At 37.3% G+C, this 23,157-nt stretch carries 17 protein-coding genes; 15 read left to right on the top strand and 2 right to left on the bottom strand.

Features of this window, described 5'->3' with window-relative positions:
* Positions 1-211 precede the first annotated feature (211 nt).
* From BMY85_RS01695 to BMY85_RS01655, 9 genes are all read left to right on the top strand, one after another.
* A complete protein-coding gene (locus tag BMY85_RS01695) occupies positions 212-1,801 on the top strand; it encodes a peptide chain release factor 3 (RefSeq protein WP_092475531.1) in 1,590 nt (529 codons plus the stop codon).
* 81 nt (positions 1,802-1,882) lie between these two features.
* Entirely contained in the window at positions 1,883-2,491 is a 609-nt protein-coding gene (locus tag BMY85_RS01690; RefSeq protein WP_092475528.1) for a cytidylate kinase-like family protein, read from the top strand.
* A gap of 110 nt (positions 2,492-2,601) precedes the next feature.
* The gene (locus tag BMY85_RS01685) at positions 2,602-4,770 is read left to right on the top strand and encodes a COG1361 S-layer family protein (RefSeq protein WP_092475525.1); all 2,169 of its coding nucleotides are present in this window, start codon (positions 2,602-2,604) and stop codon (positions 4,768-4,770) included.
* A gap of 14 nt (positions 4,771-4,784) precedes the next feature.
* A complete protein-coding gene (locus BMY85_RS01680) occupies positions 4,785-5,270 on the top strand; it encodes a hypothetical protein (protein WP_092475523.1) in 486 nt (161 codons plus the stop codon).
* A 314-nt stretch (positions 5,271-5,584) separates the two neighbouring features.
* A complete protein-coding gene (locus BMY85_RS01675; RefSeq protein WP_143066304.1) occupies positions 5,585-5,767 on the top strand; it encodes a hypothetical protein in 183 nt (60 codons plus the stop codon).
* A 22-nt stretch (positions 5,768-5,789) separates the two neighbouring features.
* Positions 5,790-6,227: a hypothetical protein gene (locus BMY85_RS01670; protein ID WP_092475517.1), complete on the top strand. Its 438-nt coding sequence runs from the start codon at positions 5,790-5,792 to the stop codon at positions 6,225-6,227.
* A 157-nt stretch (positions 6,228-6,384) separates the two neighbouring features.
* Positions 6,385-7,845, top strand: a complete 1,461-nt coding sequence (gltX, locus tag BMY85_RS01665; RefSeq protein WP_092475514.1) for a glutamate--tRNA ligase — start codon at positions 6,385-6,387, stop codon at positions 7,843-7,845.
* Between the two features lie 95 nt (positions 7,846-7,940).
* Entirely contained in the window at positions 7,941-9,938 is a 1,998-nt protein-coding gene (locus tag BMY85_RS01660; protein ID WP_092475512.1) for an ATP-dependent helicase, read from the top strand.
* Between the two features lie 9 nt (positions 9,939-9,947).
* On the top strand, positions 9,948-12,341 hold the full coding sequence (locus BMY85_RS01655; protein WP_092475509.1) for an ATP-dependent DNA helicase: 2,394 nt from the start codon (positions 9,948-9,950) through the stop codon (positions 12,339-12,341).
* Between the two features lie 66 nt (positions 12,342-12,407).
* Here the strand turns inward: BMY85_RS01655 and BMY85_RS01650 are convergent, their stop codons facing one another.
* Positions 12,408-13,457, bottom strand: a complete 1,050-nt coding sequence (locus BMY85_RS01650) for an LCP family protein (protein ID WP_092475506.1) — start codon at positions 13,455-13,457, stop codon at positions 12,408-12,410.
* 82 nt (positions 13,458-13,539) lie between these two features.
* The gene (locus BMY85_RS01645; protein WP_092475502.1) at positions 13,540-14,964 is read right to left on the bottom strand and encodes an undecaprenyl-phosphate glucose phosphotransferase; all 1,425 of its coding nucleotides are present in this window, start codon (positions 14,962-14,964) and stop codon (positions 13,540-13,542) included.
* Positions 14,965-15,189: 225 nt separating this feature from the next.
* Here BMY85_RS01645 and BMY85_RS01640 point away from each other — a divergent pair, with 225 nt between their 5' ends.
* From BMY85_RS01640 to BMY85_RS01615, 6 genes are all read left to right on the top strand, one after another.
* Positions 15,190-16,617 carry a S1C family serine protease gene (locus BMY85_RS01640; RefSeq protein ID WP_092475500.1) on the top strand — a complete coding sequence of 476 codons (1,428 nt, stop codon included), beginning with the start codon at positions 15,190-15,192 and terminating at the stop codon, positions 16,615-16,617.
* A gap of 140 nt (positions 16,618-16,757) precedes the next feature.
* Positions 16,758-18,140: an ATP-dependent Clp protease ATP-binding subunit ClpX gene (gene clpX, locus BMY85_RS01635; protein WP_092475497.1), complete on the top strand. Its 1,383-nt coding sequence runs from the start codon at positions 16,758-16,760 to the stop codon at positions 18,138-18,140.
* 131 nt (positions 18,141-18,271) lie between these two features.
* Positions 18,272-19,987: a S8 family peptidase gene (locus BMY85_RS01630; protein WP_092475496.1), complete on the top strand. Its 1,716-nt coding sequence runs from the start codon at positions 18,272-18,274 to the stop codon at positions 19,985-19,987.
* 153 nt (positions 19,988-20,140) lie between these two features.
* Complete coding sequence (hisC, locus tag BMY85_RS01625) at positions 20,141-21,220, top strand: histidinol-phosphate transaminase (RefSeq protein ID WP_092475495.1); 1,080 nt, start codon at positions 20,141-20,143, stop codon at positions 21,218-21,220.
* Positions 21,221-21,245: 25 nt separating this feature from the next.
* Positions 21,246-22,280 (top strand): [FeFe] hydrogenase H-cluster radical SAM maturase HydE, encoded by a 1,035-nt coding sequence (gene hydE, locus BMY85_RS01620; RefSeq protein ID WP_092475494.1) that lies wholly within the window; start codon positions 21,246-21,248, stop codon positions 22,278-22,280.
* Between the two features lie 18 nt (positions 22,281-22,298).
* Entirely contained in the window at positions 22,299-23,153 is an 855-nt protein-coding gene (locus BMY85_RS01615) for a DUF368 domain-containing protein (protein ID WP_092475493.1), read from the top strand.
* Positions 23,154-23,157: the final 4 nt, after the last annotated feature.

The raw sequence follows: 23,157 nt of genomic DNA, 5'->3' as shown, positions 1-23,157 counted from the left end.
ATTTTATTTTACCTGGCTATTTTTTTAGAAAGGTTTCAAGAACGGAAGCACTATTATGGACGGATGGATATTCTGAAAAAAACGGAGGCAGAAGTAATTTATGGATAGAAATTATGGATAACCTTGACATAAAAGTTCCTTATAGTATAGAATGTTCTGAGATTATATAAAAAATAAGAAATTTTTCGAGCGATTTAAGGAGGTTATCCCTGTGTCGGACATAACGAATGAAATAAAGAAAAGAAGAACATTTGCTATTATTTCCCATCCAGATGCTGGCAAAACAACATTAACGGAAAAATTCCTGCTTTATGGTGGTGCTATTAACCTTGCAGGTTCTGTTAAGGGCCGTAAGGCTTCTAGACATGCAGTTTCTGACTGGATGGAAATTGAGAAGGAAAGAGGTATTTCTGTAACATCTTCTGTTCTTCAGTTTAACTATGACGGTTATTGCATAAACATATTGGATACACCAGGACATCAGGACTTCTCTGAGGATACTTACCGTACATTGATGGCAGCAGACTCCGCTGTCATGGTTATTGACGGATCGAAAGGTGTGGAGGCACAGACCATTAAATTATTTAAAGTCTGTGTTATGCGTGGAATTCCTATTTTTACATTTGTCAATAAAATGGATCGTGAAGCAAATGATCCTTTTGAACTGATTGATGAAATTGAAACGGTTCTTGGAATCCGTACCTGTCCAATTAACTGGCCAATCGGTTCTGGTAAGAACTTTAAAGGTGTTTATGACAGACAGAAGGAAACAATTACTCGTTTTTATGCAGCCAACAATGGGCAGAAAGAGGTAGATTCTGTAGAAGTAAATTTAGGAGATGCCAATTTAGATGACATTATTGGAGCAGAAAATCATAGAGTATTAATGGATGAAATCGAACTGCTTGATGGTGCCAGTGATGAATTTGATCTGGAAAGAGTGCAGGCAGGCAAGCTTTCACCAGTATTCTTTGGTTCGGCTTTAACAAACTTTGGTGTAGAAACTTTCCTTCGTCATTTTCTGGATATGACAACAACACCATTGCCTCGTAACTCAGATGTAGGTGAAATATCACCATTTTGTGATGATTTTTCAGCATTTGTATTTAAGATTCAGGCAAATATGAATAAAGCCCATCGAGACAGAATTGCATTTATGCGTATCTGTTCAGGTAAATTCGATGCTGGCATGGAAGTGTTCCATGTGCAGGGAAATAAGAAAATCCGCCTAAGCCAGCCACAGCAGATGATGGCACAGGAAAGACATCATGTTACGGAGGCTTATGCAGGGGATATTATTGGTGTTTTTGATCCGGGAATCTTTTCTATTGGAGATACGCTTTGTACAGCAAAAAAACCATTCCAGTACGAAGGGATTCCAACGTTTGCACCAGAACATTTTGCGAAAGTGCGCCAGATTGATACGATGAAGAGGAAACAGTTCATTAAAGGGATTGAGCAGATTGCTCAGGAAGGTGCGATTCAGATATTCCAGGAGTTTAATACAGGTATGGAAGAAATCATCGTAGGTGTTGTAGGCGTGCTTCAGTTTGATGTGTTAAAATTCCGTCTGGAATCTGAATATCGAGTAGAGATCCGTTTAGAACCTTTGCCATACGAGCATATTCGCTGGATTGAAAATGATGATATTGATGTTGCCAGCTTAAGTGTAACTTCTGATACTAAAAAGATTAAGGATTTAAAAGGTAATCCATTATTAATATTTACACATCCATGGAGTATCCGTACAGTGGAAGAAAGAAACGAAGGACTTAAATTAAGCGAGTTTGGACGTAATTAGGAAAATAGCCTGTCTCCTTTACAAAGAGGGAGGCGGGTTGTAAAATAGAATCAGATGCATATTGGATGAGGAGGTATTTTTATGAATAAGGTTATTACAATCGGCAGACAGTTTGGAAGTGGAGGCCGTATTGTTGGTAAAAAGTTAGCCGAAGCATTTGATATTCCTTTCTATGACAACGAGATTATTAATTTAGCAGCGAAGGAAAGCGGCTTTGCAGTCAAAGCATTTGAACGGGCAGAAGAAAAGGCAACCAATAGTTTTTTATACTCAATTGCTATGGGAGCTGGAGCTTATAGCAGTCATGATTTTGGGTATGCCAGTCTGTCAATAGATGACAGAATCTTTCTAGCACAGTCAAGTGTCATTCGTAAAGTTGCAGATGAAGGTCCTTGTATTATTGTTGGACGTTGTGCAGATTATGTACTGAAAGAGAGAGAGGATGTGGTTAACATCTTTATATGCGCAGATTTAGATTCCAGAATCAAGCGTTCCGTTGAAGAATATGGAATTGCGTCAGAAAAGGCGGCGGAGACTATCTTGCGTCAGGATAAACGTCGTGCAAATTATTATAACTTCCATGCCAATGAGAAATGGGGAAATGTAAATAATTATGATTTGTCCATTCGTACAGATTTTGGTGGCATTGATCATGCTGTAAAATGTATCAAAGCATTTTTGGAAGTGTAACAAGAATTACATAACTTAGGCTGAATAGATTAACCTGACAGGAAGACGTATTCTTGTTGGGTTTTTGATTTATAGGGAGAGGAAGAATAAAAAGGAGAAGACAGTAGAGAATGAATACAAGAATAAATTCAGGAATGAATACAAGAATAAATTTTTTATGTTACATAAGTGTACTGATTTTTTGCATTACAAGCGTCTGCAATTGGAATATGGGAGCATGTTATGCTAGTGGAAGTGAAAGTGAAGGACCTAAGTGGTTTGTATTTGCAACAGAAGAAGTTCCGGAAATTACTCTAAAGCAAGAAGAAAAGGCAGAAGTGACATTAGCAGTTCGGGCCAGCAGGGAAAGGGAAGTACATAAAATTGCAGTGAATACAAGAAATACACCGTTTACTATTAAGGGAGTACCTAAACTGTATCAGAAAGATGAGAAAGATAAGTATATAGAGGTAAACCATATTGGTGGAGGAGATTATTTCTTAAAGTTTACCATAATGGCAAAAGAAAGTACTTCTACTAAAACATATAACCTTCCGATTATTTTTCTGGCTGGCGATGCCCATTCAGATATAGAGTCCTACCAGTTAGAAGATGTTATTTCTGTGACTTATGAGGCGGAAGAACAAGTTGTTACCAGTGCAGAACTGACGATATCGGATATTCAGTGCAAATCGGTAATGCAGTATGGTGAAACTGCTGATGTAGTATATACAATAAAAAATACAGGGGATGGTACTGCTACAAATATTATTGTTGATTATGAAGGAATGAATGATGATGGAATTTTGCCAGCAGAGAATGGAGTCAAAAAAAAGCTCTCACCTATAAAACCGAATAAAAGCAGGAAGATAACGTTACCTGTAAAAGTATCCAAAAATGCAGTATCTGGGTCTAAGAAAATTACAATTAGAGTTTCTTATCATGTACGAGAAGAAGATACAAATTATGTGGTGGAAAGAGAGGAGTTTTATATTCGGACAGAAAGAAAAAGGGATACTAAGCCAAAGGCTCCCAAAATTTTAATACGGAATATAAGACAGTCGGAAAAAATGCCTGTAGCAGGAGAAAATGTCACGTTATCATTTGACATTCTAAATGTAGGAAAACTGGAGGCTAAGAATATTACGGTAACTCCAAAAGAACTGTCACGCAAGACATTTACTCCGTTAGGGGAAAATCCAGCAGTATATATAAAAAGCCTGAAAATTGGACAGAAGAGAAGCGTGAAGCTTAGTTATAATATTTCCAGGCAGATTGAAGGTGGTTTAAGTTATATAGACTATGCAGTAGTGTTTCGAGATGCCAATGGAATAGAGAATTCAGATAGTGTCAAGCTGTACGTAAAAAATATAAAAGCAAAAAAGGAGGATGTTTCTAAAGGAGTTCCAAGGCTTATTATAAAAAAATATACAGCGGGAAAAGAAAGTGTTATGGCTGGTGGAATGTTTAAGCTTAAGTTTGATGTAGCTAATACACATGTGTCTTCCAGGGCAGAAAATATTAGAGTGACTATGACATCAGACGAAACGGGAGCATTTTCAATTGCAAAGGGAAGTAATAGTTTTTATATAACGTCCATAGAAGCGAAAAATTGTAAGCATATGGAAATTCCGATTAAAGTAAATGGGAATTGCACGACGAAATCCTATCCCTTAAAACTTGAGTTTCAATATGATTACAGGAGTGTGCAAAATGGAAAAGAAGTAGTAACATCAGGGGTTCTTGCAAGTGAGGTTTTAAGCATTCAAGTGGAAGAAAATGCAAGGCCATCTCTAAATATCATTAAGGTGGGTGCTTATGGCGAATTGATTTATGGAGAAGCTGACAGGCTCACCTTTGAATTCCATAACCAGGGAAAATCACCACTGTATAATGTTCAGATAGAAATAAAGGGAGATTTTGAAACTGCCCAGAAATCTTATTACATTGGTACTGTTGAAGCAGGGAAAGGAAGCAGTCATGAAGCCGAGATTACTCCAATCGTGGAAGGTACTGCAACTGGAGTTATGATTGTAACATATGAAAATAGCAATGGGAAAAAAGGAAAAAAGAAAGCTGTCTTTAAAGGCGAAGTGGTTCCAGCGACTGGAATTAATGTAAATGATATGGGTACTGAACCAGACAATGTGGATAATGCAAAAAGAAATAGTTCTATTAGTCTTCCGGTTTTTATTCTGGTGGAAGTTATGATTTTTGCTTTGTCTGCTTTAGTGGTGCGGAGATTTATGATTAGCCGCTATCGAAAAAAGAAACTGCTTGAAGAGGAAATGGAGTTATAATAGGAGGATAAATCATGAAAATATCATTTGGAGCTAATTTTATACCAGTCGTATATCTGACAGCAGCGGCTGTGGGGGATGAAGATGAGGATTGTATTGTAGTGGAAGGGCAGGAAGGATTAGAGGAAGAATACACCCGTAAAGAGACGAAGCCGGCAGATTCGGATTTGGCTGGTGAAGAGGCCGTTAATTCAGAAAATTATGCTTCTGAAGGTGAAGCAATAGAAGAAGCAGATATGGTAGAAGGAGAAGAAAAGGAAGTTACAGAAGAGGAAACGGCAGAAGAAACAACAAAAGAAACAGGGGAATCTGGCCAGGAAGAGGATAATGAATCTCAGCCTTTGCAAGGTGAAGTCAAACAGTCCAAAGAGCCTGTGTTTGGAAGGCCTGCAGTTTTAGGAGGCTGCTCCCTATTGATGCTTCTTGCGGGCTGTGTGTTAGGATTTTTATTAGCAAAAAAACAGATAAAAAAAGAGAGCGAGTTATCTGAGGAGATCTGATTTCGCTTTCATAGAAAAATATACGGGTTAATTCTAAAGCAAGGCAAACGAATGGAAACTATACAGGGAAAGTCTTGAGCCAGCACTGGAATTGAAGCTTTCTAAAGTAAGATCGTAATAATTCAATTTATTTTTCAATGCTGGATGCTGGCATAGATAGTTGAATATATATTTAAAATGCAGTATATTAGTAATGCTTCTGCTATAACTTTTTACAATAGAATATAGGGAGGTATTATGAAAAGAATAAAAGTTTTATCTTTATTATTAATAGTTTGTTGTTTTTTTCATTTTCTTTTAGTAACGTCAATGTAGTGTATGCAGGAAATTCAGGACAGTGGATTGATTTGGGAGGTGGCTGGAGATTTAGAGTAGATCCGCCACATAATGATAATGCAAATGCAAAATGGCATGTACATGCTGAGAATAAAAAAGAAGGGTTAGAAGGTTCAGAGGGAGTAGATGGTTCAGCTAGTCATGGAGATCATGATAATTAGTATATAAGGTGAATAGAAGGATATGTTATTAAGAAGATTGTTATTAACGAAAGAGATTGAAGTTTATGAAATAAAAAAAGCATTATATGGTAATGTAAAATTTTACTTGATGTTAGTTGATTTGAAAAGACCTAGTCAGGCAGAAGATTTTACATATCTTGATCCAGAAGATTTTACAAGCAGAGACAATTTTATAAAGGCAGTTATTGTTTATGATAAAGAAATTACGGAATTAGAAAAAGAACAAGCTTATGAAATTGCGAGTGGTTTTTTAGAAAATAAAGATGATTGTGACTGGAATATGGAATATATAAAAGCGGATTTTAAAGAACTGAAAAAGATAGGTGTAAATGAATTAGAATTAATTAGGCAGGTAAATAACATTTTAATAGCTGCTAAGGTTGAGAAGCAGATAGAGAAGATTGATATAAAGAGTTTTAAGTATCTTTTACAATATTAGGTAGGTGGATTTATATGATTTTAACGTTACATAAGGATCTTTTTTGGTTTCAATGTCGACTAAAAAAGCCAAGGTTGATTTCAATTTTTTTTTAGTATATAATAAAATTCGGATTGTTTTAAAATTACAGGTTTATATTATAAAGTGAGGTTATTATATGTCTAAGATAAGAACAAGATTTGCACCAAGTCCTACAGGAAAAATGCACGTAGGGAATCTAAGAACGGCATTATATGCTTATTTAATTGCAAAACATGAAGATGGAGATTTTCTATTAAGAATTGAAGATACAGATCAGGAACGTTTTGTAGAAGGTGCACTTGATATCATATATCGTACTATGGCTGGTACTGGATTAATTCATGATGAAGGTCCAGACAAAGATGGTGGATACGGACCATATGTACAGAGCGAAAGACAGGCACAGGGCTTATACCTTGAATATGCAAAACAGCTAGTTGAAAAAGGTGAAGCTTATTACTGTTTCTGTACGAAAGAGCGTTTGGAATCTCTAAAGAGCAAAGTGGAAGGAACTGACGATAAAGAAATTACGAAATATGACAAGCACTGCCTTCACTTATCAAAGGAAGAAGTTGAAGCAAACTTAAAAGCAGGCATGCCTTACGTTATCCGTCAGAATAATCCTGCAGAAGGAACTACTACATTCCATGATGTTATTTATGGAGATATTACAGTAGACAATGCAGAATTAGATGATATGATTCTGATTAAATCCGACGGTTATCCAACTTACAACTTTGCAAACGTAGTAGATGATCATTTAATGAAAATCACTCACGTAGTTCGTGGCAATGAGTATTTATCTTCTTCGCCAAAATACAATCGTTTATATGATGCTTTTGGATGGGAAGTTCCAGTATATGTACACTGTCCAACTATTACAAACGAAGAACATAAAAAATTAAGCAAACGTAGCGGACATGCTTCTTTTGAGGATTTGCTTGCACAAGGTTTCTTGCCAGAGGCTGTAGTAAACTTTGTAGCATTATTAGGATGGAGTCCAGCAGAGGACAAGGAAATTTTTTCTTTAGAAGAACTTATCAAGGAATTTGATTATCATAGAATTAATAAATCTCCAGCTGTATTCGACGTAGTGAAATTAAAATGGATGAATGGCGAATACATTAAGAAGATGGATTTTGATGCATTTTTTCAAGCAGCAGAACCATACATTCGGGAAACTGTTACAAAGGATTATGACCTGAAGAAAATTGCAGCACTGGTACAGTCCAGAATTGAAACATTCCCGGATATTAAAGATATTATTGATTTCTTTGAAGCGGTTCCTGAATATGATACAGCAATGTATACACACAAGAAGATGAAAACCAGCGAAGAAACCTCTCTTTTAGTGTTACAGGAAATCCTTCCAGTATTAGAGGAACAGGAGGACTACTCCAATGATGCTTTGTATGCAGCCCTTGTAGAGTTTGTAAAAGAAAAAGGCTATAAGAATGGTTATGTAATGTGGCCACTTCGTACAGCAGTTTCTGGCAAACAGTCTACACCAGGTGGAGCAACAGAAATTATGGAGATTATTGGTAAAGATGAAACGGTTGCAAGAGTAAAAGCTGCAATCGAATTACTATCCAAATAGGATAAATGAAGCAGCACAGCGAATAGGGAGCTATTTGCTGTGCTGTTTAGCTTAATAGCCTAACATAGGATTTGAATAGGATAGAAAGGATAGACATGGAGTTTAGTAAGGCGCAGAAAGAAGCAATTGAGCACAACCAAGGGCCAATGCTTGTGCTGGCAGGGCCTGGATCGGGGAAAACCTTTGTTATTACTCAAAGGACAAAATATTTAATTGAACAGCATGGTGTGGATCCTAGAACAGTTTTAGTGATTACTTTTACTAAGGCAGCAGCAGCAGAAATGAAGGGACGTTTTGAAAGATTATGCCATGTGCAAGGAGTCACTTTTGGAACGTTTCATGCGGTGTTCTTTAATATTTTAAAGTATGCTTATGGGTTCCGGGGAGACAACATTTTGCGGGAGGACATGAAGTACCAGATTATACATGAGATTGTTGCCAAGATGGATTTTGAGATAGAGGACGAGAAGGAACTGATTGAAAACCTGATAAGTGAAATCAGTTTTGTAAAGGGCAGCGGGATTGATATTGACTACTATTTTTCGCTAAACTGTTCGGAAGTGTCTTTTACGACGGTATATAAAGAATATGAAAATAAGTTACGTAGTTTAAATAAAATTGATTTTGATGATATGATGATTTACTGTCTGGAACTGTTTCAGCAGCGAAAAGATATTCTGGCTATGTGGCAGAAGCGCTACCAGTATATTATGGTGGATGAGGCACAAGATAGTAACATTATGCAGTATGAGATTACGAAACTATTAGCGGGAGAGCGTAAAAATCTGTTTTTAGTAGGAGATGATGATCAGAGTCTATATCGTTTTCGTGGGGCGAAGCCTGAGATTATGCTGAATTTTGATAAAGACTTTCCAACTGCCAGTCAGGTTGTACTTGAGTACAATTACCGTTCCCAGAAGAAAATTGTAGATGCTGCACTTAGAGTGGTAGAGAACAACAGCCACCGTTTTCCGAAAAATATTCAGGCTGTCCGCAAGGCCACTCATGATGTCTGTGTGAACTGCTATCCAACTGGCAAGGAAGAAAACCATGCAATTGTAAAGGAAATTCTGGAACTTTCGAAACAGGGAGTGGATTTAAATGAAATTGCTATCCTGTTCCGTACCAATAAGCAGCCACGTTCTCTTTTGGGACTGTTTATGGCATATAACATTCCATTTCGCATGAAAGATACTATGCCAAATATTTTTGAACACTGGATAGCAAAGAATATGATTGCTTATATTCAAATGGCACAAGGTAAGATGGATCGAGGAATCTTTTTGGAAGTGATGAACCGGCCGAAACGATACATTTCCAGAGACAGCTTAAGAGAACCAGTAGTGAATCTGGCAAAGCTTAGGGATTATTATAAGGATAAGCCTTATATGGTAGAACGTATTTTTAAATTGGAATATGATTTGAACATGATATCTTCTATGGCACCTTATGCCGCACTTCAGTATATACGTAAAGGAATGGAATATGATTCCTATATTAAAGAATTTGCAGAGTTTCGGAATGTAAAACCAGATGAGTTTTATGAAGTGCTAGACGAGTTATGTGAAGGGGCAAAGGATTTTAAGACTTTTGAACAATGGTTTGCTTATATGCGGGATTATGAGACAAGTCTGCGTGACCAGCTTCGTAAAAAAGAAGAATCAGGCATACCAAGTGTTTCGTTTATGACATTCCATGGATGTAAAGGCCTTGAATTTGAGCATGTTTATATTCTGGATGCAAACGAAGATATTACTCCTCACCGAAAGGCGGTAAATGTGGCAGATATGGAAGAAGAACGCCGTATGTTTTATGTTGCTATGACAAGGGCAAAAGACAATCTGACTATCTGTTATGTGAAAGAACGGTATGAGAAAGAACTGCAGTGTTCCCGTTTTGTAGGAGAACTGCTTATGAATAAAGCAGCTATGAAAGAAAATGCAAGAGTTCGTCATAATACTTATGGAACAGGTACAATTGTTAAAGTGGAAAATGGAAAAATTACCATTAAGTTTGATAAGAACCCTGTGCAAAAAGTGTTGAGTCTTGAATTTTGTGTACAGAATCAAATACTACAGGTCATGGAAGAGTAAGGTGTTATTATGGAAAAACGGGTAGTAAAAATATCGGTGCGGACCCTTGTGGAATTTATTTTGCGTGCTGGAGATATAAGTGCTGGTGGAAAAGGCATGCGGGATACTAATGCGATGCAGAAGGGAAGCAAGATTCACAGAAAAATCCAGAATGCCATGGGAGGCGATTATAGGCCAGAAGTAAGTCTTTCGCTGGAAATGCCTATGGAGCGGGATGGAGTTTCGTTTTCTCTTGTAGTTGAAGGCCGTGCAGACGGGATTTTTACCAGAGATGGCAGGACGGTAATTGATGAAATAAAAGGAATGTATCTGGATGTGTTAAAACTAGAGGAACCCTTTATAATTCATCAGGCACAGGCGAAATGTTACGGATATATATATGCATTAGAAAACAACCTTAAGGAAATCGAAATCCAGATGACTTACTGTAATCTGGAAGAGGAAGAGGTCAAACGGTTTCAGAAAGTATTTTCATTTGAAGCGTTAAAGGAATGGTATGAGAATCTGATAAATGAATATGCAAAATGGGCAGTGTGGCAAATTAAATGGGAGCAGAAGAGGAATGACAGTATAAAGGGAGTCGATTTTCCTTTCCTGTACAGAGAAGGCCAGAAAGAACTGGTAAAAGGCGTCTATCAGACCATTCTGCGGCAGAAAAAGCTTTACATTGAAGCACCAACGGGAGTAGGCAAGACAATTTCTACTGTATTTCCAGCAGTAAAGGCTATGGGAGAGGAACTGGTAGAAAAGATATTTTATCTGACAGCGAAAACCATAACCAGAACAGTGGCGGAGGAAACATTTCATATTCTGCGGGATAAGGGAATGAAACTTAAGGTGATTACCTTAACGGCAAAAGAGAAAATCTGTATCTTAGATAAGCCAGATTGCAATCCTGCTTCCTGTGAACGTGCAAAAGGCCATTATGACCGTGTAAACGATGCTGTTTATGATATGCTTGTTTCAGAAGATGAGATTTCAAGAGAGCTAATTGAGGAATATGCCTTACGTTATCAGGTATGTCCAATGGAAATGGCTTTAGATGTGACTTTATGGGCAGATGCTGTAATATGTGATTATAATTATGTATTTGATCCAAAAGTTTCATTACGCCGTTTTTTTCAAAATGAGAAAAAACATAATTACTGTTTTTTGGTAGATGAAGCCCATAACCTAGTGGAGCGGGGAAGGGAAATGTATAGTGCGATTCTTCTAAAAGATGATTTTCTGGCAGTGAAAAGAATCGTTAAGATGCGAAGCAGAAAATTAGATAAAAGATTATCTGCATGCAATCGTAAACTACTGCTTCTTAGAAAGGAATGGGAAGAAGCAAAAGAAGCGGGGATTCCATATGCTCCACACTCTCTTGTAGATCAGTTTGTTCTTATGGTTATGAATGCAGTTACGGAACTGGACAATTTTTTAAATGAGTTCATGGATTTTGAAGGTCGTGATAAGGTATTAGAACTATATTTCGATATTTTCCATTTTCTGAATATGTATGAAATCATGAATGATAAGTATAAAATTTATTTAAATGAAGAAGATGGGCACTTTTTTGTAAAACTGCAGTGTATGGATCCATCAGATAATTTGAAAGCATGTCTTGAAAAGGGGCGTAGTGGAGTGTTCTTTTCTGCAACTTTTTTGCCTATTCAGTATTACAAAGAGCAGCTTGCGGGAACCAATGAGGATTATGCTGTTTATGTACCAAGCCCATTTGATGTGGGAAAACGGAGAATCTTTGTGGCAAAGGACGTAAGTACCAAGTATACAAGGCGTAACTATGTAGAGTATGAGAAAGTAGTCAGTTATATATATGAATTTGTCACCCGAAAGAAGGGAAATTATCTTGTGTTTTTTCCATCTTACCAGTATATGAAAATTATTTATGATTACATGGAAGGGCTTGAGTGGCAGGAAAGGTTTCAGGATTGTGAGATTATTATGCAGGACAGTCATATGACGGAACGGGAAAAGGAAGAGTTTCTGGAAAACTTTGAAGAGAATTCTTCTAAGGTGCAAATTGGTTTTTGTGTAATGGGTGGCATTTTTAGTGAAGGCATTGATTTAAAGAAGGATCGTCTGATTGGAGCGGTTATAGTGGGAACTGGGCTTCCTATGGTTTGTGATGATCGGGAACTTTTCCGTTCTTATTATGAGGAAAGAGAAAGTAAGGGATTTGAATTTGCTTATCTGTACAATGGAATGAATAAGGTGCTTCAGTCTGCAGGACGGGTAATTCGGACTGCAGAAGATGTGGGAGTTATTTTGCTGTTAGATGAGAGATTTATGCAGAAGCAGTATACGGCTTTATTTCCACAGGAATGGTATCCTTATGAAATTGTAAGTCTTTCTTCCATGAAGGAAAGGCTAGACGATTTCTGGAGGCAGTTTGAGTAGGTGGGAGAGTTATGCCATATTAGTGGAAAGGATAAAAATAGGGGCTGTTTTTTACAGCCCCCTTTTTTATCCAGCAATCTGATTACTGAATTCTTTTACTGTACCACTTGGTTCATATCCGCTGGTTCCAAATAGATACTCATGAAGTTCTGTTACATTGCTTGCCAGTGTCTGGGCAACAACAACGGATGCACCTTTAATGGTTGGAGTTGTCTTTTCAAAAGGAAATCCCTGGCTGTCCGCCATTTTGTAAAATGGAAGAGAAGCTCCTAATTTCATAATCTCACCAGTCGATAAGCTGGTGTAAATCTGAGGAAGAATTTCATTGGCTACTTTATAGAGGGTAATTGGATTGGATTTCTTTGCCTTTTCAAAAATAGCTTTCAATACGGTTCTCTGACGTTCGGCACGTGTAAAGTCACCGCCTTTTGTATAACGTACACGGCAGTAACCAGTGGCTTGTACGCCAGTAACCAGCTGTTTTCCTGGAGACTTAATATAAGTAAAATCCATGCCATTAATTCTTGCTACATCTCTTGTATATGCATTTACATACTTTAATTCAGCTTTATTTATATCCAGTTCGATTCCGCCAAGTAAATCAATTACATTGGTTAAAGCAGAAAAATTTACCGTGACAAAATCTTTTATGTCTAAATCCGTGTTGCGGTTAATGGTACTTATGGATAGTGCAGGACCTCCGTAGGCATAAGCGTGTGTTATTTTCGAAAAACCGTGGTCTGGAATGTTGACGTAAGTGTCACGGTAGATAGAAGAAAGCTTAATATCTTTCGTCTTTTTATTGATGCTTACTACCATAATGGAATCGCTTCGTGTATTTTTGTCTAATTCATTGGCTCTGGAATCTACCCCATAAACTACAATATTGGTGAAATTCTTCATGTTAGGATCCTTTACGTCATTTTGCGCAACAGAATCTAAATCGGCTTTATAAACCTGAATTTTAGATAAACTAATGACTGCAAATGCAGCCGGAATTAATAAAATGATCAGTATAAGTTCAAGTGCCAGAAGACGGCGGATTCTTCTTTTTCGTCGTCCTTTTTTGGAGAGTTTCCGTTTTTTCTTTAATTTGTCCTTGTATTCTTTATCCATATCCCAACCTCTTTTCTTTGTTATAAAACTGCTTGCCGCTAAAGAAACAGAATTGGACAAACAGTTTCAGGTGAATATCTGCCTAATAGGCATTTTTATTAACAAAGCCTTTAAATACGGTTAAAAACATTATTTTCATGTCAAAACCTAAAGACCAGTTTTCAATATAATATAAATCGTGTTCAATACGTTTAATGATAGAAGTGTCACCCCGGTAACCACTTACCTGCGCCCAGCCAGTCATTCCAGGGCGTACCTGGTGTTTGACCATATAACGAGGTATTTCCTCTTTAAACTTTTCTACGAAGAAAGGCCGTTCAGGTCTTGGACCAACCAGGCTCATGTCACCTTTTAATACGTTAAACAGCTGTGGAAGTTCATCAATACTTGTTTTACGTATGAATTTTCCGATTGGAGTAACACGGGGATCGTTCATTGTAGTCCATGCCTGCTTCTCTTTATCAGGTGCCTGTTCTTCCATTGAACGGAATTTATACATTTTAAATTCTTTGTTGTGCAGTCCGATTCGAGTCTGTTTGAAAATAAGCGGACCTTTTGATGTGGTCTTAATAATTATGGCAGTTACCAGCATTGGTATGGAGAACACCAGAATTGCCAAAAAAGATCCAACGATATCAAAGGTTCTTTTAAGGACTTTATTGAACCAGTTGCTTAAAGGCACATTACGAATGTTGATTACAGGGAGCCCGTTTAAGTCCTCGATGTAAGGCTTTGTAGGAATAATGTTGTTATAGTCAGGTATAAACTTGGTGTGGACACCGGATTTTTCACATAATGCTACAATTTTCTCGAGTTTGGCATACTCACTGATACTTAGTGTAATTGCAATTTCATCTAACTGGTTTTGTGAAAGAATAGACTCAAGTTTATCAGTTGTACTGAGGACTTTTATGTTTCTATAATGGGCGCCTGGCTTCATGCTGTCATCTAAGATGCCATGAATGTGATACCCCCATTCTGGATTTAGCAGGATACGGTTAATGTAACGTTCAGCAGTACGGCTGTATCCTACAACAAGAACATGTTTCTGGTTAAATCCTTTCTTTCTGTAAAATGCAAGCACTCTTCTTAAGATAATTTTGTTAATATAGGTCAGTCCTAAGTTCAGGCAGAAGAACATAGTTAAGAACATACGCATGTAAATCAGTTTCTTCTTTAACATTACAAGCAGGAAAGTAAAGAAGAAAATACCGAATACATTTGCTTTAAATAAGTCCCAGATTTCATACCGGAAACTTTTGGAACGTTTTGAATCATATACATGGCATCCATAATATAATATCAGATAGACTGGAACAATAAAAATGAGAAATCTTGCAAATATTCCAAATGGTTCCTGGTAGCCAAATGGATTTAGCCAGTCAAATTTATAGATTAAGAAACTTTCAAAACGAACATAATATGTTAAGCGAAATGCGATTACAATAAATATTGCATCAATCAGTATGTGAAATCTATTGAAGAGTTTCTGATTATCTTTAATCATGTATCCACCATTGCCTTTCTTTGTAATCTTTCTTGAATATCTTTTGTTTTCTTTGACATAGTCTAACTATTATAATACAATATTGAATTATATTCTACAATAAATTATTTCACAAAAAAAGTAAAGTGGATACGAAACAGGAAAAATATTTTTCACAAACAGAACACAAATTATTGTTATAGTATAAACAGGAAAAACGAGAGTTTTAGGGAAGGAGTTTTACGGATGGATCAACAGAACTGGAATAATAGTCCCAATGGGAACCCATATCAGAATCCAAGAGATAAAAAACCAAAGCGAAAAATGTCATTTCGTGCCAAGATGGTTTTAGGGCTGGCAGGAGCATTATTAGTAGGAATGGCGGCGGGGGCTTCTTATAAATTTTCTGATTTATCACAGGGTTTTCCCAGCCAGCGGAGCGAATTTGAAAAACAGCTTGCCAAAGATACTTATGTAAATGAAAAACCTCTTGAGAATACAGCAGTACTGACAGATGTTGAGCTGGAAAATGATGTCACAAAGGTAATTGAGGAAAATATGCCAAGCATAGTTTCTATTACATGTCAGGTGGAATCTACTGTTACCAGCATGTTTGGGCAGACTTACAGCCAGATGCAGCAGGGAGCAGGATCTGGGATCATTATTGGGGAAGATGACATGTATTATTACATTTCAACCAATAATCATGTAATTGCAGGTGCGAAAACCATAACGGTTACATTTTGTGACGACAAGGATGTAAACGCAGCTGTCAAAGGAACGGATTCTACAGGGGATCTGGCCGTTATCACAGTCAGGAAAAGACAGATGGAGGACAGCACGAAAAAGGCAATCCGAATTGCTAAACTTGGTGATTCAGAAAGTGCCAAGGTTGGAGATACTGTTGTAGCAATCGGAAATGCCCTAGGACTGGGACAGTCTTCAACAGTAGGAGTAATCAGTGCACTGGACCGTGAAGTAAGTGTAAGCAATGTAAAAAGGACATTAATTCAGACAGATGCTGCAATCAATGCAGGAAATAGTGGCGGTGCTCTTTTGAATTTAGATGGCGAAGTAGTTGGCATTAATTCAGTAAAATTAGTACAGGATTCTATAGAGGGCATGTGCTTTGCAATTCCTATTTCAAATGCGCAGACAATTTTAAATGAGCTTATGAATAATGAAGAAGTTCCAAAAGGAAAAGAAGGATATCTTGGACTAAGTGGAATTTCTGTATCAGAAGAAGAAAGTGAAACATACCATATTCCTCTGGGAGTGTATGTAAGAGAGGTTCCAAAAGGAGGTGCAGCCCAGAAGGCAGGCGTGCAGGCAGGAGATGTTATTACCAAATTAAATGGTGTAGGAACCGCATCTATTGAATCTTTGCAGGAAAGGGCAAATAGCTATAAAGCAGGAACAGAAGTTTCCTTAACAGTGGAACGTTACCAGAATGGCACCTACAAAGAAATGGAGTTAAAATTGACATTGATGTCTAGTGCTGATTTTGGAAAGCTTGATTACTCAAGTAATACGGATAAGGGAAATGCAGGCACCAATAAAGAGGAAGAAAACAGCCAGAAGGGCAGACAGCCAGAAGGGGATTCTTCTAAAAAGTATTCTGATGAGGATATGCGGAAATTCTATGAATATTTCAAAGATTATTTTGGCAGATAAATAAATCGTAAGAAATGTGCAAAAATTGATTAAGATTTTATAAAAAACCCAAGGAACAGCTTGTACCGAAAGAAATTGTAAGATATAATAAAAACAATTTAGTCTTTCAGCACAAGCTGTTTTAGGTAAGGAGATAAAGTATGAGTGATGAAACAAAGGATAATGTAACAGACAAAGATAATAATGATTACGAAGATATTTGTTATATATGCCGCAGGCCGGAAAGCAAAGCAGGAAAAATGATTCACATTCCCAATAATATCTGCATTTGTTCCAGCTGTATGCAGAAAACGTTTGACACCATGAATCATGGAAATGTGCCATATATGGATTTTATGACGTTTAATCCGGGTATGATGAATCAGACACCACTGACTCATGATATACCAAAGAGCCAGAAAATAAAGAAAAAGAAGGAGAAAAAGGAAGAACCTGAAAAGGCATTGGATCCGAAAAAACTTCCAGCTCCTCATCTTATAAAAGCAAGCCTTGATGAATATGTCATTGGACAGGAATATGCAAAGAAAGTGATTTCTGTTGCAGTATACAATCATTATAAAAGGGTTTCAGAAGGCGTTATGGATGATATTGAAATTGAGAAATCCAATATGCTTATGATAGGGCCTACAGGAAGTGGAAAAACATATCTGGTAAAAACACTTGCCCGCATTTTGCAAGTACCCCTTGCCATTACGGATGCCACTTCTTTAACGGAAGCTGGATATATTGGCGATGATGTAGAAAGCGTGCTTTCGAAATTATTACAGGCGGCAGATAATGACGTGGAAAAAGCGGAACGGGGAATTGTATTTATTGATGAAATTGATAAAATTGCAAAGAAGAAAAACACCAATTCCCGTGATGTAAGCGGGGAATCTGTCCAGCAGGCACTGTTAAAACTGCTTGAAGGCAGTGAAGTGGAAGTGCCAGTTGGTGCAACAAGTAAAAATGCCATGGTTCCTTTGACAACGATCAATACAAAAAATATTCTGTTCATATGTGGTGGAGCGTTCCCGGATCTGGATATTATTATTAAAGACAGGTTAAATAAACAGACATCTATCGGATTTAGTGCAAAACTGAAAGATGAGTTAGATCATGATCCAAGGATCCTGTCTGAAGTGGCAACAGAAGATTTACGCAAATTCGGCATGATTCCTGAGTTCTTAGGAAGGCTTCCTATTGTGTATACCTTAGATGGCTTAACAGAAGAAATGCTTGTTAAGGTATTGAAAGAGCCGAAAAATGCAATTTTAAAACAGTATCAGAAACTTCTTCTCTTAGATGAAGTGGAACTGCTTTTTGATGATTCAGCTTATGAGGCGATTGCCAAAGAAGCCATGAAGAAAAATACAGGTGCCAGAGCATTGCGTGCCATCATTGAGAAATTTATGCTTGACATTATGTATGAGATTCCTAAAGATGATAATATTGGGCGTGTTACGATTACAGGTGATTATATTGAAGGCAAGGGTGCGCCGCTTATTGAAATAAGGAGTAATCAGGCACATTTAATAGAATAAGAATAAGCAAAGGCATAAGTTCCTAACGGGTTGGCTATTGGAACTTATGCTTTTTTCTGGTTTTCAATTCGCATTGACATTCATTTTCCGGCATATAATGAATAAAAGCATATTAGATTGGCGGAGAGTGCATGGATACACCGAATCAGCAATTTGATCCTGTTACTTGTGAAAATGCGATTTATTCAGAAGAGTATTTGCCATTATTAATTGATTATGCAGGAGATTTCCAGCAGATAATAGATAGATATAAGCCTGTCTGTTATGTAATTCTTAGTGTTCGGCAGGCAATTATCTATGTTTATATTGGCAGTGCCAAAATCTGGTCGCAGAATTTTACATATCGTTCTATACCAAAAGTATTTGGACTTATGGATACGGCAGTATTGGAGCAGACAGGAGTGTTAAAGCTTCGTCGGCAGCCTTATATTGATCTGTATGGGCAAGATGTTCTGATTGGTTTTCTGGATACGGGAATTGATTATCGCAATCCGGTATTCCGAAATGCGGATGGGACTACTAGAATAGAAGCTATATGGGACCAGTCTATTCCAGATGGGGAGGCTCCTGATAACTTTTTTTATGGTTCTGAGTATGGGAAAGAGCAGATTAACCAGGCATTGGAAAGCAAAAACCCACTGGAAGTAGTTCCATCTATGGATACCAATGGCCATGGAACATTTATGGCAGGAGTGGCAGCAGGAAATATTGATGAAAATAATAATTTTTCTGGAATTGCACCAAATTGTGAGATTATTATGGTGAAACTTAGGCAGGCGAGAAAAAAACTGCGAAATTTTTTTCTTGTAAATGACAATGTGGACTGTTATGCAGAAAATGATATATTAACGGGAATGTCTTATCTTATAAAAAAAGCTGAACAGCTTGGAAAACCTATAGTTATCTGTATAGGAGTTGGCACTAACTCAGGAGATCACAATGGATCCTCTCCTCTAGGCCGTTTCATAGATTATTTTGGTTTTGTTACAGGGATTGTTTTTGTGGGAGGAACAGGAAATGAGGGAAACAGAGGGCATCATTATGAAAGCAGTTCTGTGCTGCCAGAAGACTTTGAGGAACTAGAGATTAATGTAGGGGAAAATGTATCTGGATTTTCCTTAGAGTTATGGGCGACTACACCAGCATTGTTTGCAATAGGTTTTACTTCTCCAAGCGGTGAAGTGATAGATCCGATTCAGCCAAGATTAAACAAGAAGGAGACTATACGGTTTGTACTGGAAAAGACAGTATTAGAGCTGGCTTATTATATAATCGAGGCGGGAGCAGGAGATTTTCTAGTCTTTATGAGGTTTGATTCTCCAGCAAAAGGAGTCTGGAAAATTCGTGCTTACAATCGAAGTCCTGTGGCAAATAGTTTTAATATGTGGCTTCCTATCCAGAATTTTATTCCAGATTCGATTTATTTTAACCAGCCAGAACCTAATGTTACGATCACAGAACCAGGAAATGCTACAACGATTATTACCGTATCTGTATATAATGGACAGACGGATAGTATGTATATTCACTCAGGGAGAGGATTCACAAGAGGAGGAAAGATACAGCCAGCGGCTGCAGCACCAGGAGTATCTGTATTTGGTCCATTATTAAATAACCAGTTTGGCAGAAAGACAGGTTCTAGTGTGTCAGCAGCAGTTGGAGCTGCCATAGCCGCTTTGCTGTTAGAGTGGGCTATTGTACAGGGAAATGATGATGATGCTAATTCCAATGTTATTCGCCAGTATATTGTTATTGGAGCTAGAGAAAGGGAAATTGTATATCCGAATCGGGAATGGGGATATGGAGAGATTGATATTTTCTCTATATTTGAACGATTAAGGACCTGATAAGGAAAAGTTAGAAAGAAAAAACTTCGTAAGCTTGTTTGGTTTGCGAAGTTTTTGTGCGTAAATTTTAAATGGGGATAGCCAGAATGTCTTTTTTTCTTGTATTTCAGTATTTGGTAATTTATAATAAACCTTACGAAAGGTTGTGGTAAAATGAAGGCATGGGAAAAAAATATAAGAACAATTAAACACCCATATGTAGCTGGTTATCAGCCAAAAGATTACAGCGTTACCAAATTGAATGCAAATGAGAATCCATATCCTCCGGCACCAGGTGTTGTAAAAGCTATGGAAGAATTTGAAACGAGCAGCTTAAGACTTTATCCTGCACTTAATGCAGATGAATTAATAGATGAAATAGCACATTTTAAACAAGTAAAGCCATCACAGGTATTTGTAGGAGTCGGTTCGGATGATGTTATAGGAATGTGTTTTTTAACGTATTTCAATTCAGGAAAGCCTATTTTGTTTCCGGATATTACATATTCTTTTTATGACGTTTGGGCAGATTTATACCGGATTCCATATGAATGCCCAAAACTGGATGAAAAATTCCATATTAAAAAGGAAGATTATTATAAAGACAATGGGGGCATCATCTTTGCAAATCCCAATGCACCAACCTCAATTGCAGTTGGATTGGATTTTATCCGGGATGTACTGGAACATAACCAGGATGTAATTGTAATTGTTGATGAAGCGTATATTGATTTTGGGGGAGAAAGTGCGGTTTCTTTATTAGAGGAATATGATAATCTGGTAGTTGTACAGACATTTTCTAAATCACGTTCTCTTGCAGGATTGCGTGTTGGATATTGCATTGCTAGTGAAGAACTGATTCAGGCTTTAAATACAGTGAAATTTTCTTATAATTCTTATACAATGAATATGCTGGCTATTAAATTAGGAGCTGAATCGGTGAAAGATACAGAATATTTTTATCAGACCATTGATAAGATTATAGCTACACGTACTTGGTCAAAAGAACAGCTAGAACAGTTAGGTTTTACCTGCATGGATTCAAGTACAAACTTTTTATTTGCTACTCATAAAAGCATGGCGGCTAAGGAGATATTTGAAAAACTTCAGGAAAGAAAAATTTATGTGAGACATTTTGATAAAGAAAGAATTGATAACTATTTGCGTATTACCATTGGTACAGATCAGCAGATGGAACAGCTTGTGAATGCGTTAAAAGAGATTTTGCCAGATGAAAAGAACATAAATGGATAAAATGATAACGGATTAAGGAGATTGTATGTTAGCAGAAAAATTAATCGCTCAGGGATATCTAAGCAAAGAGGAATATTCCTCTTTGCTTAGATGCTGTACGGAAGAAGAACGGCTTATGCTAAAGGCAAGGGCAGTTGAGCTGCGAAAGCAATATTATGGAGAAAAGGTTTTTACCAGAGGATTAATTGAGTTTACGAATTACTGTAAAAATAATTGCTATTACTGTGGAATCCGAAGAGAAAATGCAGATTGTTCCAGATATAGGCTTACAGTGGAAGATATTCTGGAATGCTGCAAAGAAGGATGGAAATTGGGTTTTCGGACGTTTGTTTTGCAGGGTGGAGAAGATCCCTATTTCACAGATGATAAAATGGCTGAAATAATAAGAGTGATTAAAAATACGTATCAAGGATGCGCCATTACGCTCTCTATTGGGGAGAAGGAGAAAGAATCTTACCGTATGTACAAAGAGGCTGGAGCAGACAGGTATTTGCTTCGACATGAAACGGCAAATGAATCCCATTATCAAATGCTTCATCCAGCTAACATGAGTCTTGCAAAACGTATGAAATGTCTGTATACTCTAAAAGAACTAGGTTATGAGATTGGGGCTGGTTTCATGGTGGGATCTCCAGGACAGACAGATGAACATTTGGCAGAAGATTTAATATTTCTGAAAGAGCTCAGCCCTCATATGGTGGGAATTGGTCCTTTTATCCCGCATCATGACACAGCATTTGCCAATGAGGCACAAGGGTCTCTGGAAAAGACATTGCTTTTACTGTCTATTCTTAGAATTATACTGCCTAAGGCAAATCTTCCTGCGACTACTGCCTTGGGAACAATTCATCCAAGGGGAAGAGAATTAGGAATAGAAGCTGGTGCTAATGTGGTAATGCCTAATCTATCGCCGGTACAGGTAAGAAAAAAGTATGAACTGTATGATAATAAAATCTGTACAGGGGAAGAGGCCGCAGAATGTGCTGGATGTCTTCAGGCAAGAATAGCTTCTATTGGTTATAAGATAGTGAACGAAAGAGGAGATTCTGTTGCAAAATAAAAAGAAAGGTAGAAAAAAATGAATTTTATTAAAGATATACTGCGAGGAGCACTTATTGGCCTGGCAAATGCCATACCTGGAGTTAGTGGGGGAACCATGATGGTTTCTATGGGGATATACGACAAGATTATTTCAAGTGTAACGAATATCTTCAGGCAATGGAAAAAAAGTCTGCTTACCTTGCTTCCATATGCTATTGGAATGGGACTAGGGATTGTAGGATTATCTTTTGCCATTGAATACCTGTTTGACAATCATCCCATGCCAACGGCATTTGCATTTATAGGGCTTATTTTAGGTGGCCTTCCTATGATGTTTGGGAAAATAAAGGGAAACAAGCTGAATATAGGAAATGGTGTAATTTTTGTTTTGTTTTTCGCATTTATTTTTCTGTTACAGTGGCTTAATGGGAAAAATGCGGCTGATGTCACTTTAGTATTATCTGCACCAATGTTTATCCGCTTGTTTTTTGTTGGGGTAATTGCCGCTGCTACTATGGTAATTCCAGGGGTTAGCGGTTCTATGATTTTAATGCTGCTAGGATTCTATACGCCAGTAATAGAAGCGGTTACGACAACGATTAAAGCATTAGCTGGCAGAGATTTTGGAGGGTTCATAAATCAGTGCTTAATTTTACTTCCATTTGGACTAGGTGTTCTGATTGGTATTTACTATGTAGCAAAATTAATCGAGATGTTATTAAACCGGTTTGAGTCTTATACTTATAGTGCGATACTGGGCTTAATTATTGCGTCACCTTTTGTAATTATCATGCAGGCGGGTATAACTTCTTTCCAGGTGTCAACTATTATAATAAGTGCGCTTACATTTGGAGCAGGATTTTGTGTCGCATATTTTTTAGGAAGAGAGTAAGTTA

Source organism: [Clostridium] polysaccharolyticum, from assembly GCF_900111595.1.
Lineage (GTDB): Bacteria > Bacillota > Clostridia > Lachnospirales > Lachnospiraceae > Clostridium_AI > Clostridium_AI polysaccharolyticum.
The sequence above is the reverse complement of the archived record's forward strand: the minus strand, read 5'-3'. Positions and strand labels throughout refer to the sequence as shown.